We start from the raw sequence: 14,678 nt of genomic DNA, 5'->3' as shown, positions 1-14,678 counted from the left end.
AAACGCGCAAGTGCGCTTGCTATAAGCGTAGAGCAAAGGTTGGGCCACTGCCGTGCAGGTCAGGTAAATCAAGGCCTTGGGTGGTTTTTGTCGGACGGGCGGAGCGCGCCTGTGACGGTTTCGGTACAGCGGGGGTGACAGTTTGTACCGTTCTTGGCACAGCCTGTGACCGGACAGTCTCGCCAGCATTGCAATGCGCCGGTGGCTGGAGGATGCTGGGCGTCACCTCAAGCATTGGGCCGTCGAGCCTCGGGGAGAACAATAAGAAATGCACGACAACCATTTGAGTCGCCATGCCCAGCAGGTTCTCACGGCCACCCAGGGCAAACCGCACCTGCACGGGCCCGGTGCCGATCCGTCGATTGCCCGCTCTTGGCTGCGTTGTCTTGAGGACTATCACCTCGACCCGGCCCTGGCCATGGCGCCCACCGTGCTCGAACACGGGCGCGTGCTTGAAAGCCGCGAGCGTCTGCAACAGGTTCTGCAGATCGCCGGCAATGAAATGAGCAGCCTGCATCAACAACTGTCCGGCGCCGGCCACGCGGTGCTGCTGACCGATGCGCGCGGGGTGATCCTCAACTGCGTCACCGCGCCCGCCGAGCGCAGGATTTTCGAGCGCGCCGGCCTCTGGCTCGGGGCTGACTGGAGCGAAGCCTGTGAAGGCACCAATGGCATCGGCACTTGCCTGGTCGAGCGTCAGGCGCTGACCATCCATCAGGATGAACACTTTCGCGGTCGTCACACCGGCCTGACCTGCTCGGCGAGCCCGGTGTTCGACCCGCACGGCGAACTGTTGGCGGTGCTCGATGTGTCTTCGGCGCGCCACGATGTCTCGCGCCAGAGCCAGTTCCACACCATGGCGCTGGTCAATCTGTCGGCGAAGATGATCGAGAGTTGCTACTTCCTGCGCTGTTTCGATAACCAATGGTTGTTGCGTTTTCATTTGCAGGCCGAGTCCGTCGGCCTGTTCAGCGAAGGCTTGCTGGCGTTTGACGGGGAAGGGCGGATCAGTGCGGTCAACCAGAGTGCGCTGAACCTGCTGGGGCATATTCGCGGTGGGTTGCTCGGCCAACCGGTCGAGGCGTTTTTCGATTGTTCGCTGGATGAGTTGCTGGGCCGCGCGAGTGCCAATGCCAGCGCCAGTTGGCCGCTGCGCACCCGCGACGGGCGACATCTGTTTGCCGTGTTGCGTGGCGAGTCGCGCAAGCCGCTGCCGATCATCCCGGCCCCCATCAAACCCGAGCCTGCGCGTCTGTCGGGGATCTGCCTCGGTGATGCGGCGCTGCAAGCGGACTTTCGTAAAGCCCTGCGCGTGTTCGAACGCGATGTACCGCTGCTGATCAACGGTGAAACCGGCTCCGGCAAAGAGGCTTTCGCAAAGGCTGTGCATCAGGCCAGCCAACGATCGAGCAAAGCCTTTGTTGCCCTCAACTGTGCGGCCATCCCCGAGAGCCTGATCGAGAGCGAACTGTTCGGCTATCGCGGCGGCAGCTTCACCGGTGCCCGCAAGGACGGTATGCGCGGCAAGTTGCAGCAGGCCGATGGCGGTACGTTGTTCCTTGATGAAATCGGCGACATGCCGCTGGCCTTGCAGACTCGCTTGTTGCGGGTGCTGGAAGATCGGCAGGTGGTGCCGATTGGCGGTGAGCCCGAAGCGGTCAACGTGAGGATCATCAGCGCGACCCACCGCAATCTGCTGGGCCGGGTCGAGGACGGCAGTTTTCGTGAGGATCTGTATTACCGGCTCAATGGGTTGGAAGTGGCGCTGCCTGCATTGCGTGATCGCAGTGACAAGTCGCAATTGCTGGATTTTCTGCTGGCCGAAGAGGCAAGCGGCGAACCAATCCTGATTGAAGCGCCGGCGCGTGAGGCGTTGCTGGCGTTCAACTGGCCGGGCAATGTGCGGCAGTTGCGCAATGTGCTGCGCACGTTGGCGGCGTTGTGTGATGACGGGCGGGTTGGGCTGGAGGATTTGCCGGCGATGTTTCGACAAGTGCGACCGAGGGTGGCTGTGGAGGTTTGTGCGGCCGGGCATCCCCTTGAAGATGCCGAACGCTTGGCCTTGCTCGCCGCGCTGGAACAGACGCGGTGGCACATGACACAAACGGCGCAACAGCTTGGGGTCAGTCGCAATACGCTTTACAGAAAGCTGCGCAAACACGCTATCGCCCGCTAAACCGGGTCGCGCCATTGGCGAGCAAGCCCGCGCCCGCAAGGACTGCGCTGACATTGTGGGCGCGGGCTTGCTCGCTAAGGCGCGAAACACAAGGTGCGATTTCCCCCTCCCTACGCTAACCTGCGGCCATGTTTTACGAGGTCGACTATGCACATTCATATTCTGGGTATCTGCGGGACTTTCATGGGCTCGATGGCGGTTCTGGCCAAAGAGCTGGGCCATCATGTGACCGGCTCCGACGCCAACGTCTATCCGCCGATGAGCACGCAGCTTGAGGCCCAAGGCATTGTGCTGACTCAGGGCTACGACCCGGCCCAGCTCGATCCGGCACCGGATCTGGTGGTGATCGGCAACGCCATGTCCCGCGGCAATCCGGCGGTGGAATATGTGCTGAACAAAGGCTTGCCGTATGTGTCCGGCCCGCAATGGCTGGCCGATCATGTGCTGCAAGGTCGCTGGGTGCTGGCCGTCGCCGGTACCCATGGCAAAACCACCACCAGCAGCATGCTTGCCTGGGTGCTGGAACACGCCGGCATGAGCCCGGGTTTCCTCATCGGCGGCGTGCCGCAGAACTTCTCGGTGTCCGCACGTTTGGGCGGTACGCCGTTCTTCGTGATCGAGGCCGACGAGTACGACAGCGCCTTCTTCGACAAACGCTCGAAGTTCGTTCACTACCGCCCGCGTACCGCGATCCTCAATAATCTTGAGTTCGATCACGCGGACATCTTCCCGGATCTGCCAGCGATCGAGCGGCAATTCCACCATCTGGTGCGCACGATCCCGAGTGAAGGCCTGGTCATTCATCCAACCACCGAGCCTGCCTTGCAGCGTGTGATCGAGATGGGTTGCTGGACCCCGGTGCAAACCACCGGTGCCGGCGGGCAGTGGCAGGTCAAGTTGCTGAAGGACGACGGTTCGGCGTTCGAAGTCATGTTCGAAGGTGTGTCCCAAGGCACCGTCGAATGGGAGCTGACCGGTCAGCACAACGTCGCCAATGCCCTGGCCGCGCTGGCAGCGGCGCGTCATGTTGGCGTGGTGCCGTCGATGGGCATTGCCGGGCTGAGCACCTTCAAGAACGTCAAACGCCGGATGGAAAAAGTCGCTGAGGTGCGCGGCATCACCATCTATGACGACTTCGCTCACCATCCAACCGCGATTGCCACCACCCTCGACGGCTTGCGCAAGCGCATCGGCGATGCACCCTTGATCGCGATCATCGAGCCGCGTTCCAACTCCATGAAGCTGGGCGCGCACCGCGACGGTTTGCCGGACAGCGTGGTCGATGCCGATCAGGTGATCTGGTACGCCCCGGCCAACCTCGGCTGGGATCTGGCCGCCACCGCTGCGTTATGCACGGTGCCGTCGATTGTCAGCGATTCACTGGAAGGCATCATCGAACGTGTGAAGAGCCAGGCTCAGCCCGGCACTCACGTCGTGATCATGAGCAACGGCGGCTTCGGCGGCCTGCACGGCAAACTCGCCGAGGCGCTGCAATGAACACTCGTTTGGAGAGCAATGGCCCCGAACGCATCACGCTGGCAATGACCGGCGCTTCAGGCGCGCAGTACGGTTTGCGCCTGCTCGATTGTCTGGTGCGTGAAGATCGTGAAGTGCACTTCCTGATCTCCAAGGCTGCGCAACTGGTGATGGCCACCGAGACCGATGTGTCGCTGCCGCCCAAACCGCAGACGATGCAGGCATTCCTCACCGAATACACCGGAGCGGCCGCCGGGCAGATCCGCGTGTATGGCAAGGAAGACTGGATGTCGCCAGTGGCCTCAGGCTCCGGTGCACCTGCGGCGATGGTCGTCGTGCCATGCTCCACCGGCACGCTGTCGGCGATTGCCACCGGTGCCTGCAACAACCTGATCGAGCGCGCCGCCGACGTGACGCTGAAGGAGCGCCGCCAGTTGATTCTGGTCCCGCGTGAGGCGCCGTATTCGAGCATTCATCTGGAGCACATGCTCAAGTTGTCGAACATGGGCGTGACCATCCTGCCGGCGTCGCCGGGTTTCTATCACCAGCCGCAGACCATCGATGACCTGATCGATTTCGTCGTGGCGCGGATTCTCAATCTGCTGGGCATTCCCCAAGACATGCTGCCGCGTTGGGGTGAGCATCATCTGAGCAGCGATGAATAAGCTGCTGATCGTTGTGCTGGCGCTGCAACTGGCCGGTTGCGCTACGGCACGCACGCTCGATGCCGCCAAACCGGGGGCGCCGGTGGTGTATGCCGGTACGCGGCTGGATTTGTATGCGATCAATGGCGGGTGTTGCGCGATGGATCGGTTCGGGGCTGAGGCGCCGAGCTATCCGGGCGTGGATCTGCCAGCGAGTGCGTTGCTCGATACGCTGTTACTGCCGTTGTCGTTGCTCACGGTGATTGGCGTGGGATTTCAGGCAACTGGTGGATTGTAGGGGAGTGCTCGCACTCCATTGGCGGGCACGGGCAAGCCACGCTCCCACAGGGATTGAGTCTTACGCCAGGTGTGTGTTCGCTGAAGATTACTGTGGTGTCTGGGCTTGCTCGCGAAGAGGCCAGCCCAGACACCACAAAACTACTTGCCGAGCTTGCGCAACTCATCCGATTCAATCACCCGCACCCCATCCTGTTCTTCCAGCGCCAGGCGCCACATGGCGCGGGCCAGTTGGCAGGCCTCGATGCCACGGTATTTACCGGGGATCAATTTTGAAAACGGCGCAGCAAGCTGCTCGCCCAGACGCGGTTCGGTGCGTTCACCGAGCAGCAGCGATGGCCGGCAAATGGTCAGTTGCGGCCAGTTCTGTGCGCGCAATGCCTGTTCCATTTCACCTTTGACCCGATTGTAGAAAATCGATGAATTCGGATCGGCGCCCAGCGCGCTGATCACGATCAGGTGCCGTGCGCCCATCTCCCGTGCGCGTTTGGCGAACGCCACCACCATGTCCAGGTCGACCGCACGAAAGGCGGCTTCGGAGCCGGCCTGTTTGATGGTGGTGCCGAGGCAGCAATAGGCGATGTCGACACGGCCGCTGAGCTGCGGCAGAAAAACCTGCGGGTCGCCGACCGGGTTTTCCAGATGCGGGTGTTCCGCCAATGGCCGACGGGAAGGGGCTAGCACGCGAGAAATCGTTGGTTCGTTGAGCAAACGGTCGAGCAGGTGTTCACCGGTCAAACCGGTGGCTCCGGCAAGCAATACGTGCTGAGGCGTCAAGTACATAGTGTCTCTCCCTTGATACTGTTCAGCTTAGTTGCTCTTTATCGCTGCGTCGTTCAATGCAGCACTTTGCAACGCTTTCCTGGCTTGCTGTTTGCGCAGCAGTTGCCAATGTGACAGCACGGTTTTCGGCGCCCAGATTTGCGGCTCCGAGGCTTCGAAATTGTCCGCCAGTTCACGCTCGGCGACGGTGGCTTTGGCCAGTTTGAAGGCGTGTTCGAGATCGTCGGTCTGGTTCAGCGCCTGGGCGAACAGTGCATCGCCGAAGTAGGTGAAGTTGGCTTCTTCGGAGCAGCCAAAGGACACGCGATCGGCGCGCGAAGCCGTCATGATCAGCGTGCGTTCGTCTTTGAGGGCCGGGATGAAGCCGCCGGAGTAGCACGCGGAGATCACGATGATCTTGTCGCGGTTTTTCAGCGGTGCCAGCACGGCGGCGAGTTCGTCGGCGGGCAGCTCGGCCAGTTCCATGCGCGGCTGGTCGAGTACCAGTTCGTGTTCGGCGGTGCCGTGGCTGGTCAGGTAGATAAACAGCAGGTCTTCCGGGCCGCTGCGTTCGGCGAGGGTTTGCGCGGCGCGGCGCAGATTCTCGCGAGTGGCCATCGGTCGGTCGGCGAGGTGGTCGCGGTGGTTGACCAGGCGGATCTGGCCATAAGCCCCAAACCGCGTTTTGAGCATGTTGGCGACGTAGTCGGATTCGCGCAGGAACACGCTCTGCTTGCCATCGCCGCCCAAGGTCAAGGTGTACAGCTCAACCGCTGGGGTTGAGGCCGGGATGGCCGCCAGGGCGTCATCAAGCAAGCGGCCCTGGGCCAGCAAGCCGAGTTCGAGGATGTCGGGCAGCAACTTGCCGTCGGCATCGCGCACTCGCTGGCCATTGACCCAGGTGCCGCTCATCACGCTGCCATCGGTCAGCACCAGGATGCCGCGTCCAGAGTAACTGTCGCTGTCGAAACCACCGATGTAGAAGCTGCCGTCAGACAGATTCAAGCGTCCCTGACCGCTGAAGCGCCAGTCGTTGAATTCGCCCACGTAGTGGCTGCCGTCGGCGCCGATCAGTTCACCCTTGCCGGTCAGCGCTCCTTCCTTGAACTGTCCGAGCCAAACGTCGCCGTCGGCGTTTTCGTAGCGGCCCTTACCGTGCAACTGGTTGTTCTTGAAACCACCGACGTAGACGTCACCGTCAGCGCTGTTGAAGGTGCCGTTGCCTTCCAGTTGACCATTGACGAAATGGCCGGTGAACGAGTTGCCGCTGGAGTCGCCACGCTGGCCTTCGCCGTTGGGTTTGCCATGGGCGAACTGGCCTTGATAGGAACTGCCATCGTCCATTTCGAGACGGCCGAGCCCGGAATATTGATCAGCCTTGAACTCGCCACGGTAGGTCATGGCGTTTTCTTTCAGGGTGCCTTCGCCGTCCCGTCGGCCCTGCTTGAAACCGCCGGTGTAACTGCTGGCGTTGGTGGTCAGGCTGCCCTGGCCGTCGAACAGACCTTGCTGGAACTGGCCGCGATAGACCTCGCCATTGCTGCCATGCCATTCGCCCTGCCCGTGCCACTGCCCCTTGTCGAACTGCCCGGCGTACCAACTGCCGTTGGGGTAGTCGACGCGCCCCTGGCCTTGCAACAAACCGTCGACCAGTTCGCCGCGATAGCGTCCGCCATCCGGCAGGCGTGCATCAGGAGGCAACAGCGATTCGCCGTCGCCGCATGCGGCAAGCAACAGGGTCAAGGCTAGGGGGGCAAGAGTGGCGAGTGAGCGCATAGCGGGATCCGGGCAATTAGGCGACCGAGTATGCCGCAGCTATGTGACCTTATACAGCCGCCGCTAAGACAGTGGATGCGAAACAGCGTGCGCTGCTTCGCATCCCGGCGCTTAAACGAAGCAGAGCGACAGGGGCTCGGCGATGTAGGCCGGTTTGTCCGAGCCTTCTATCTCCAGTGTCGCTGTGGCTTTGAGCAGCCATTGGCCAGGTTTTTTCTCGGTCACTTCGCCCAGGTCGACCTTCAGGCGAACTTTGGAATTGACCTTCACTGGCTGGATGAAACGCACGCTGTCGAGGCCATAGTTGACCACCATCTTCACGCCTTGCGGCAGCACGAGGATGTCTTCCATCAATTTCGGGATCAGCGACAACGACAGGAAACCGTGGGCAATGGTGCTGCCAAATGGCGTTTGCGCGGCTTTGACCGGGTCGACGTGAATGAACTGATAATCCCCGGTGGCTTCGGCGAACAGGTTGATGCGCTCCTGATCGATGGTGAGCCATTCGGAACGTCCGAGTTCCTTGCCGACATAATCTTTGAGCTCTGCAACTGGAACATAGGGCATTGAGACTCTCCTTGGGTTCATCGGTTTTATAGTTTTTCAGGTGGGGGATTTGACCGCCCTGCGAACCACTGTAGATCATCATGGCGATTTGCTCAGGTCAACTGACCATGCTTTTGGCGAATGCCGATCCATAGCGCAGGCGTGCTTATAATGCCGAGCCCCTGCTGGGCGGAAAGTAAGACGGAGATGTCGGATGTTGCTACGTGGCCTGACCCTGCTGGTGCTGTTTCAATTGCTCGGCACGGCGCTCAATCACTTGCTGTTGCCGGTGCTGCCGGGGCCGATCATCGGCCTGCTGCTGTTGCTGGTGTTCCTGATCATGCGTGGTGAGGTCGACGAACCGCTGAATCTCGCGGCCGCGAGCCTGCTGCGTTATTTGCCGTTGCTGCTGGTGCCACCGGCAGTGGGCGTGATGGTTTACGCCGCGGCGATTGCCGCCGACTTCTGGGCGATTGTCGGCGCACTGGTGGTGTCGTTGATTCTGTCGATGGCCTTCGCCGGAATGCTGATGCAGCGCATGGTCAGGCGTCACACGCACCGCTCGGAGGAGTCCTGATGCTTTTCGACTGGCAAGGTGCCTGGGACTCCGTGATCCACCATCCGCTGTTCGGCATCGGCATCACCCTGGGTGCCTATCAACTCGTGCTGGCAGCGTTCGAGAAAACCCGCTGGATCTTTTTGCAACCGGTGCTGGTCTCCATGCTGTTGGTGATCGGTGTGCTGGTGGGCTGTGGCCTGACGTACGCCGAATACCGCAAGAGCACCGAGATCCTCAGCATTCTGCTGGGGCCGGCGACGGTGGCGTTGGCGGTGCCGTTGTATCTGAACCTCAAACGCATCCGCCAATTGTTCTGGCCGATTTTTACTACGCTGGTGATAGGCGGGGTGGTTGCCACGGGGATGGGCGTCTTGCTGGGCTGGTGGTTCGGCGCCGATCACATGATTCTGATGACCATGGCGCCCAAGTCGGTGACTTCGCCGATCGCCATGCTGGTGGCCGAGCAGATCGGCGGTGTCGCAGCATTGGCGGCGGTGTTTGTGTTGATCACCGGCGTGATCGGGGCGATCTTCGGCCCGGCGTTGTTGACCCGGCTAGGCGTGCATAGCCCCGAGGCGCGCGGTATGGCGCTGGGCATGACCGCGCATGCGGTCGGCACTTCGGTGGCGTTGCAGGAAAGTGATGAGTGCGGCGCCTTCGCGGCGCTGGCGATGAGTCTGATGGGCGTGGCCACGGCGGTGTTCCTGCCGTTGGCGGTGTCGATGGTGGTGTAAGGAAATGTCTATGAGTCTGCCGCTTTTCCCGCTGAACACAGTGCTGTTTCCCGGCTGCAACCTCGACTTGCAGATCTTCGAGGCGCGCTACCTGGACATGATCGGTCGCTGCATGAAACAGGGCGGTGGCTTTGGTGTGGTGTGCATCCTCGACGGCCATGAAGTCGGCGTTGCGCCGCAAGGTTTTGCCTTGGTCGGGTGCGAGGCGCGGATCACCGATTTCCAGCAGCAGGACAATGGGCTGTTGGGCATTCGTGTACAGGGTGGACGGCGTTTCAATGTGCTGCGCACCGACGTGCAGCGCGATCAGTTGATCCTCGCCGACGTTGAGTGGCTGGACGACGATCCCGAGCAACCGTTGCAGGACGAGGACGCCGACCTGGTTGCCTTGCTCAAGGCTTTGGCCGAGCACCCGATGGTCGAGGCGTTGAACATGGGCACTGACGCGCCGGGTCAGCAGTCGCTCGCCAATCAGTTGGCGTATCTGCTGCCGTTCGCCGAAGAAGACAAGATCGATCTGCTGCAACTTGATGATCCACAACAACGACTGGATGCCATCCAGGCGTTGCTCGATGAATTACAGGGAGAGTTGTTCACCTAGTTGTACTTTGAATCAACTCACAATGCCTGCCAGTATTGTTTTGCTTCTGTCTTTATCTTAAGTTCAAGTTCCCCGCAGGAAGCGGGTGATATGAACAATAATAAGGAAGACGTCATGACGGTATATGAAGATGAGTGGGCGTTTTGGGATGACATCGCTGGCAAGTATATTTTGAAACATGCCGGGGCTGATCATAACGTTGCCAATGTGATTGAAGCGGCCTGCGTCTATGCCGATTTGATGGTGGTTGCGCGGCGTAAGCGTAAATCTGAAAAAATTCCTGTCAGCGAAGTTCCGCGTATGTCTGCAACCGCGAAAACCATAGTGGCAGCGGCGACCGCCTGACTGTTTTTTCAGATGGCCTGGCACCCTGACGATTACGGCGCCAGGCCTCCATGGATGGAAATTTTATGACTGTATCGATAAACACCGACATCACATTTACTGCAAACCTGTACCTTGACGGTCTGCCAGTAGTGCTCAATCAACAGCGCCTCCAACAGCGTCTGCGCAGTCCGCGTCTTACCAAACGCGAGCAACTGGATGCCGAAGTTAATCTGGCAGATTCTCGTGTTGCCAGTTTACTCACCCTTGCTGATCACGAACACGACGAACCTTTACTGTTGAAGTTCGTTGCGCAGGGCGACCGGTACGCGATCCACGTCGTGCAGCGCGGCATGTTTGATAACGCCAGATTAGCCTTCGAAAACAAAACACATAATCTATTGGCCAGCACGGCTGATAAAACGGATTATTTTTCGATCAATAAGCTTGGGGTGTCGAGCACTACTTTTAGCGATATCGAATTCGGGGCGGCCTATATTGGTTTGGTCAGTGAGTCGAATAACAGGCCTTTGTATTGCAATGTGGTCAAGGGCATGAGCACGTTCCTGAATGTCAATCCCAACCTGTCGAAACACGATGCCTTTAATTACAGTTCTGCTGTGTTTGTAATTAAAGTTGTTGAAAAGCTTTCAGCCGTTACCTGATAAAAAGCGCCATGCCTCGATTAGAAGTATGGCGCGATTCATTCGGTCAAACCGCTGGCTTCAGTTCAAGGTCTTTCATGCTCGGGTGTCGGCCAGGTGATGTCACCTGCAAATGTGTCGCGTCCTTTCGGCAAGAACAGTACCTTCGCGCCATCGGCGCCTACTCGGTCTATCAGTGCGTCATAAATCGTGGTGCCTTGCTCGCTGTAAGTGAGCGTTCCGTTCCAGGTTGCTTTCTCGATAGCGCTGACACTGCCGCCGGCACATTTGAATACATCCTCGACGCACGCTGCACGGGTCAGTTGCGAGTTCACCAGCCAGAGCCGCTGGGCACTGATGCCCCGTGTCGGCATCGACAGGCGCCCCTCTGTCGGATCGGCTTCAAAATCCAGATCGTTCAGGTAGAGGTTTTCCGCGCCGGGCACGACTTCGATGCCGCGGGTATCGATGACATAAAGGAAGCCTTGGGTCTGCTGGCGCCGAACCAGTGGGTAGTCTTTGGAGTAATCCAGTTCAAACGAGGTGTCAGATTCTGCGTCTGAACCATCGCGACTACCGGGTGAGATATCGCCATCGGAAATCTTGCCCGGATACCGATTGGCCTGGGAGTTGTAATGCAGGGGGTGGGAGTATCCGCCCAACTCGCTTTTGTACCACAGGGCCTTGCCCAGACTGAATGTCGCACTCAAGGCCCACTTGGTGGTAATGCCAGAGGGATTGCCCTTGAGCCTGACCATGCGTTTATCCCGTGCCAACTCGAAAGGCGTGCGGTGGTCGCCCCGGAACATGGCAGGGATGTCGGTTCGATACAAAGCGAGATGCACATTGCGCTGATACCCCGCATGGTCCGTGTAGTTTTTCAGAAACTCGGCTTCATATCGTTGCTGTGCGGGAGGTAGCTCCTTCACATACTCAAAGCCATGATTTCTCAACTTGAGAAGGTAAGGCTCCAATTCTTGTGCGATCAGATTAAACCGCTGGTTGTCATCCTTGTTTTGAGTCAATCGTTTGTGTTGTTCCGCCCATTCGGGAAACGGTCCGCTTTCCAGCTCCTGACGCAAGCGGATCTGCTGTGCCACGGTCAAGTTGTAGCTGCGCAGCCATTGCGCACGTTCACTGGCAGACATTTGTGGATAAAGCCATCCCAGTGAATCAATCAGATAGTCGTGCGCTTTCACGCCCTTGAAGCGGCGGGCCCAATCAGGCGCCGTGCCGCTGACTTGCGCCTCATTACGAAACACCCACGCCTCTGCACCCTGCAAGCGATACATGCGCCAGATATCGCCGTCGGTCCATTGCTCAAGTTTCACGGTTACAGAACGGTCGCCCCGAGCTTCACGCGGGTCGACCTTGACCCACCTTTGTTTTTCATCCCTGAAGGCGTAACCGGTTCCCGGATAAAAAAGATTGGGATCAGCCTCACTGTGCCGGCGAACCGAATAGTAGCCATCGTGATCTGGAAGCTGGGAAATGGTGTGCTGACGGATATCAAAGTACTCGCTCGGTTTTTTCAGGCTCCAGGCATTGCTGTCGGCTATTCGGTAAAGCGGTGGCCCCCAAAGATCACGCTTGCTCAGCGACTTTGCCCGATAGGCTTTCATGGGGGCGTGGTACATCACCATCACCGTCTGGATGGCCGTGTCTGGATCATCGCTGGTGACGTCCGCAAATTGTCTGCCATTGTAGGCTCTCAGTCCGTCTGCAGCCGGCGCGGGTAGATGGTTCCCGACGTTCAGTACGTAGGGTTCCAGGGGAGAGGTCGTGACAGCAGGCCGGGGCGCAACGAGATCGGGCATCGGCGTGACGGTGACGGTGGCCCCTTGGTGCGTGGTTCCTGCGATCGGGCTGTCGGCGCTCACTCCAGCCGAAATCGTGTTCGAGCTGCCCGGGCTGAGTCGACCGGGCGGGTGGAAAACCGAATCGTTTGGTCTGTTGTCAGGTGTGATTGGGCGGGGGGCGGAGGGGCCGGGTGTATCCATCTTTGAATTTGGTCGTGAGCCCGGTTTGGGTCGCATGCAATAAAACTCCTTTTTGGATAAAACAGCCTGTCCGTAGGCTGTCGGGTTTGTATCGTTCTTTTGCGTGAAAGCAGCGCCAGTCACAACAGAGATCGCTGGCGCTTGGGTGTTTGGGGCCGCTAGACGGTCAAGGCCTGAAATGCTCGGGAACGGGCCAGACAACGTCGCCGGAGAGCGTGACTTCGCCTTTCGGCAAATGCAGGATCACGCCGCCGGAATCGGCAACTCGATTGATCAAGCGGTCATAAGGTGTTTCGCCCGAAAACCACACTGAGTTGCCGTCGGTTCCGTCCCACGTGGCTTTCTCGATAGCCTTGGCGTCATCACCGGCCTGTCGCAAGACATCTTCAACCCTTGCGGCCTTGTTCCGATTCGAGTGCACCAGCCAGATCCTCTCTGCGCTGATACCCCTCGTAGGCATTGATATCCGGCCTTCCATGTTATCCGCTTCAAAATCCTTGTTGTTCAGGTAAACGTTTTCCGCTCCGGGCACCACCTCGATGCCGCGGGTGTCGATGACATAAAGGAAGCCAAGTGTCTGTTTGCGCCGCAGCAATCGATAGTCACGCGAGTAGTCCATTTCAAACGACGTGTCGGATTCCCCCGCCGATTCAAATCGATAGTCGCTCGGTGAATCGCTGTCAGAACTGATATGTCCTGGATACCGGTTGGCCTGGCTGTTGTAATTCCGGGGGTTGGAGTAGTAACCAAAGCCCATGTAGGTCAACCCATTGGCCAGGCCGAATGTCGCGCTAAAAGCCCATCGGGTCGTGGAGTCGGAGGGGTTGCCCTTCAATCTCACCAGGCGTTTGTCCCGCGCCAGTTCAAAAGGGGTGCGCAGATCGGCCCGGAACATGGCAGGGATGTCGGTTCGGTACAGGAAGCCGTGCCGGTTTTGTTTATAGCCTGCACGCTTTAAGTACCCGTTCAGGAATTGGGCTTCATAGCGCTGCCCGACGTCGGGTAAATCGCTGGAAGAAAGTCCGCCTTCGGTTCTCAATCTGACAATGAAGGGGTCAAGTTCCTGCGCGATCTGCTCGAATCGCTGATCATCATCGCTGTTGGTCAGTCGCTTGTGCTGTTCTGCCCATTCGGGAATAGGGCCGATGTCCAGATCCTTCCTCAGACGAGCCTGTTGAGTGACGCTCAGGTTGTAGCTTCTGAGCAGTCGCTCGCATTCTACGGCGGACTTTTGCGGATAGAGCAATCGCAATGAACCTGTCACGTATTTGAAAGTGTCTGGCTCCTGAACGCGTCGGACCCAGTCAGGCACTCTGCCGATGGCTTGCGCTTCGTCCCGAAAGACCAGTGTTTCTGTACCTCGCAGGCGATACATGTTCCAGATGTCGCCATCGGTCAAGTGTTCAAATTTCAAGGGTATGGACGCCTCTCCCCGAGCTTCGAGCGGATCGACCTTGAACCAATTGTCATGCTCATCGCGAAGGGCGAAGCCGTAACCCTTATGCATTTTGTTCGGGTCAAAAAAATCGCGAAAGGAAACGGCGTAGTAGCCTTGGGCATCCGGTAGATGGGAGAACGCGAGCCGTTCGGTATTGTAGTAATCAACCGGTTTTTGCAAGGTCCAGGTGTTGCTCTCGCCGATGCGATAAAGCGGTGGTCCGCAGGGGGTTCGCTTACTGGGCAACTGGGCCCGGTAGGCTTTCATTTTGTCATCGAACCCTACCATCACGGTCTTGATGTCGCTTTGCGCGTTATCGCCGACAACGTCGGCAAACGGCTTGCCCTTGAAGAGTCTCAAACCAGCGGCATCGTGATCGACGGCGAGATTGGCCGGCGGGTGCTGGACATAGTCCTGCAGCGCAGATTGGCTGATAGTGGGTGGCGTCGGGGCGAGGTCATCCCTTTGCGTAACCGACAGGTGGACCTGTGTGGGCGAGGTTCCAGGCGTGGGATTGCCGGTTTTCACCTCTGACGACACGTTCAAATCAACCGATCCGTGGGGCCTGACGCGGGGAGGTAGCCCGAAATCCAGATTGTCCCCCGCGACTTCGGGCGAGTTCGGGCGGGTGAGCGACGGTTGGGCCGTATCGACCACTGGGGAGCGTTGAGGGGCTTTGGGTTTATTTCGCATAAGATTTG

At 59.0% G+C, this 14,678-nt stretch carries 14 protein-coding genes; 9 read left to right on the top strand and 5 right to left on the bottom strand.

Annotated features, from left to right (window positions below; genetic code table 11):
• Window positions 1-268 precede the first annotated feature (268 nt).
• From AACY18_RS09265 to AACY18_RS09250, 4 genes are all read left to right on the top strand, one after another.
• Window positions 269-2,176: a sigma-54-dependent Fis family transcriptional regulator gene (locus AACY18_RS09265; protein ID WP_339464734.1), complete on the top strand. Its 1,908-nt coding sequence runs from the start codon at window positions 269-271 to the stop codon at window positions 2,174-2,176.
• Window positions 2,177-2,323: 147 nt separating this feature from the next.
• On the top strand, window positions 2,324-3,673 hold the full coding sequence (gene mpl / locus AACY18_RS09260; RefSeq protein WP_339464732.1) for a UDP-N-acetylmuramate:L-alanyl-gamma-D-glutamyl-meso-diaminopimelate ligase: 1,350 nt from the start codon (window positions 2,324-2,326) through the stop codon (window positions 3,671-3,673).
• A complete protein-coding gene (gene ubiX / locus AACY18_RS09255; RefSeq protein ID WP_221730205.1) occupies window positions 3,670-4,317 on the top strand; it encodes a flavin prenyltransferase UbiX in 648 nt (215 codons plus the stop codon). The genes mpl and ubiX overlap by 4 nt, the downstream gene beginning before the upstream one ends.
• On the top strand, window positions 4,310-4,594 hold the full coding sequence (locus AACY18_RS09250; RefSeq protein ID WP_339431332.1) for a YceK/YidQ family lipoprotein: 285 nt from the start codon (window positions 4,310-4,312) through the stop codon (window positions 4,592-4,594). The genes ubiX and AACY18_RS09250 overlap by 8 nt, the downstream gene beginning before the upstream one ends.
• 140 nt (window positions 4,595-4,734) lie before the next feature.
• Here AACY18_RS09250 and AACY18_RS09245 read toward each other — a convergent pair whose 3' ends face one another.
• The 3 genes from AACY18_RS09245 to AACY18_RS09235 form a co-directional block, all read right to left on the bottom strand.
• Complete coding sequence (locus AACY18_RS09245) at window positions 4,735-5,376, bottom strand: oxidoreductase (protein ID WP_339431333.1); 642 nt, start codon at window positions 5,374-5,376, stop codon at window positions 4,735-4,737.
• A 27-nt stretch (window positions 5,377-5,403) separates the two neighbouring features.
• Window positions 5,404-7,131, bottom strand: coding sequence for a C13 family peptidase (locus AACY18_RS09240; protein ID WP_339431334.1), 1,728 nt, complete (start codon window positions 7,129-7,131; stop codon window positions 5,404-5,406).
• A 111-nt stretch (window positions 7,132-7,242) separates the two neighbouring features.
• Complete coding sequence (locus tag AACY18_RS09235) at window positions 7,243-7,698, bottom strand: MaoC family dehydratase (protein WP_034153755.1); 456 nt, start codon at window positions 7,696-7,698, stop codon at window positions 7,243-7,245.
• Window positions 7,699-7,891: 193 nt separating this feature from the next.
• Here AACY18_RS09235 and AACY18_RS09230 point away from each other — a divergent pair, with 193 nt between their 5' ends.
• From AACY18_RS09230 to AACY18_RS09210, 5 genes are all read left to right on the top strand, one after another.
• A complete protein-coding gene (locus AACY18_RS09230) occupies window positions 7,892-8,254 on the top strand; it encodes a CidA/LrgA family protein (RefSeq protein ID WP_339431335.1) in 363 nt (120 codons plus the stop codon).
• Window positions 8,254-8,970, top strand: coding sequence for an LrgB family protein (locus AACY18_RS09225; RefSeq protein WP_221730200.1), 717 nt, complete (start codon window positions 8,254-8,256; stop codon window positions 8,968-8,970). The genes AACY18_RS09230 and AACY18_RS09225 overlap by 1 nt, the downstream gene beginning before the upstream one ends.
• A gap of 10 nt (window positions 8,971-8,980) precedes the next feature.
• Complete coding sequence (locus AACY18_RS09220; protein WP_339431336.1) at window positions 8,981-9,571, top strand: LON peptidase substrate-binding domain-containing protein; 591 nt, start codon at window positions 8,981-8,983, stop codon at window positions 9,569-9,571.
• Window positions 9,572-9,661: 90 nt separating this feature from the next.
• Window positions 9,662-9,916, top strand: coding sequence for a hypothetical protein (locus AACY18_RS09215; protein WP_339431337.1), 255 nt, complete (start codon window positions 9,662-9,664; stop codon window positions 9,914-9,916).
• 65 nt (window positions 9,917-9,981) lie between these two features.
• Window positions 9,982-10,560, top strand: coding sequence for a hypothetical protein (locus AACY18_RS09210; RefSeq protein ID WP_339431338.1), 579 nt, complete (start codon window positions 9,982-9,984; stop codon window positions 10,558-10,560).
• 65 nt (window positions 10,561-10,625) lie between these two features.
• Here the strand turns inward: AACY18_RS09210 and AACY18_RS09205 are convergent, their stop codons facing one another.
• Both AACY18_RS09205 and AACY18_RS09200 read right to left on the bottom strand, forming a co-directional pair.
• On the bottom strand, window positions 10,626-12,419 hold the full coding sequence (locus tag AACY18_RS09205; protein ID WP_339464731.1) for a hypothetical protein: 1,794 nt from the start codon (window positions 12,417-12,419) through the stop codon (window positions 10,626-10,628).
• Window positions 12,420-12,705: 286 nt separating this feature from the next.
• Window positions 12,706-14,670: a hypothetical protein gene (locus AACY18_RS09200; RefSeq protein ID WP_339464729.1), complete on the bottom strand. Its 1,965-nt coding sequence runs from the start codon at window positions 14,668-14,670 to the stop codon at window positions 12,706-12,708.
• Between the last annotated feature and the right edge of the window lie 8 nt (window positions 14,671-14,678).

Source organism: Pseudomonas sp. EA_65y_Pfl2_P74 (assembly GCF_963970575.1).
Lineage (GTDB): Bacteria > Pseudomonadota > Gammaproteobacteria > Pseudomonadales > Pseudomonadaceae > Aquipseudomonas > Aquipseudomonas baetica_A.
Note: the sequence above shows the minus strand (reverse complement) of the source record. Positions and strands in the feature narration are given on the sequence as shown.

Excerpts from the sequence above, each read along its gene's own strand:
- AACY18_RS09220 (WP_339431336.1), top strand. The coding sequence starts at position 8,981 with ATGAGTCTGCCGCTTTTCCCGCTGAACACAGTGCTGTTTCCCGGCTGC.
- AACY18_RS09210 (WP_339431338.1), top strand. The coding sequence starts at position 9,982 with ATGACTGTATCGATAAACACCGACATCACATTTACTGCAAACCTGTAC.
- AACY18_RS09230 (WP_339431335.1), top strand. The coding sequence starts at position 7,892 with ATGTTGCTACGTGGCCTGACCCTGCTGGTGCTGTTTCAATTGCTCGGC.
- AACY18_RS09265 (WP_339464734.1), top strand. The coding sequence starts at position 269 with ATGCACGACAACCATTTGAGTCGCCATGCCCAGCAGGTTCTCACGGCC.
- AACY18_RS09235 (WP_034153755.1), bottom strand. The coding sequence starts at position 7,698 with ATGCCCTATGTTCCAGTTGCAGAGCTCAAAGATTATGTCGGCAAGGAA.
- AACY18_RS09215 (WP_339431337.1), top strand. The coding sequence starts at position 9,662 with ATGAACAATAATAAGGAAGACGTCATGACGGTATATGAAGATGAGTGG.
- AACY18_RS09200 (WP_339464729.1), bottom strand. The coding sequence starts at position 14,670 with ATGCGAAATAAACCCAAAGCCCCTCAACGCTCCCCAGTGGTCGATACG.
- AACY18_RS09245 (WP_339431333.1), bottom strand. The coding sequence starts at position 5,376 with ATGTACTTGACGCCTCAGCACGTATTGCTTGCCGGAGCCACCGGTTTG.
- AACY18_RS09225 (WP_221730200.1), top strand. The coding sequence starts at position 8,254 with ATGCTTTTCGACTGGCAAGGTGCCTGGGACTCCGTGATCCACCATCCG.
- ubiX (WP_221730205.1), top strand. The coding sequence starts at position 3,670 with ATGAACACTCGTTTGGAGAGCAATGGCCCCGAACGCATCACGCTGGCA.
- AACY18_RS09250 (WP_339431332.1), top strand. The coding sequence starts at position 4,310 with ATGAATAAGCTGCTGATCGTTGTGCTGGCGCTGCAACTGGCCGGTTGC.
- mpl (WP_339464732.1), top strand. The coding sequence starts at position 2,324 with ATGCACATTCATATTCTGGGTATCTGCGGGACTTTCATGGGCTCGATG.
- AACY18_RS09240 (WP_339431334.1), bottom strand. The coding sequence starts at position 7,131 with ATGCGCTCACTCGCCACTCTTGCCCCCCTAGCCTTGACCCTGTTGCTT.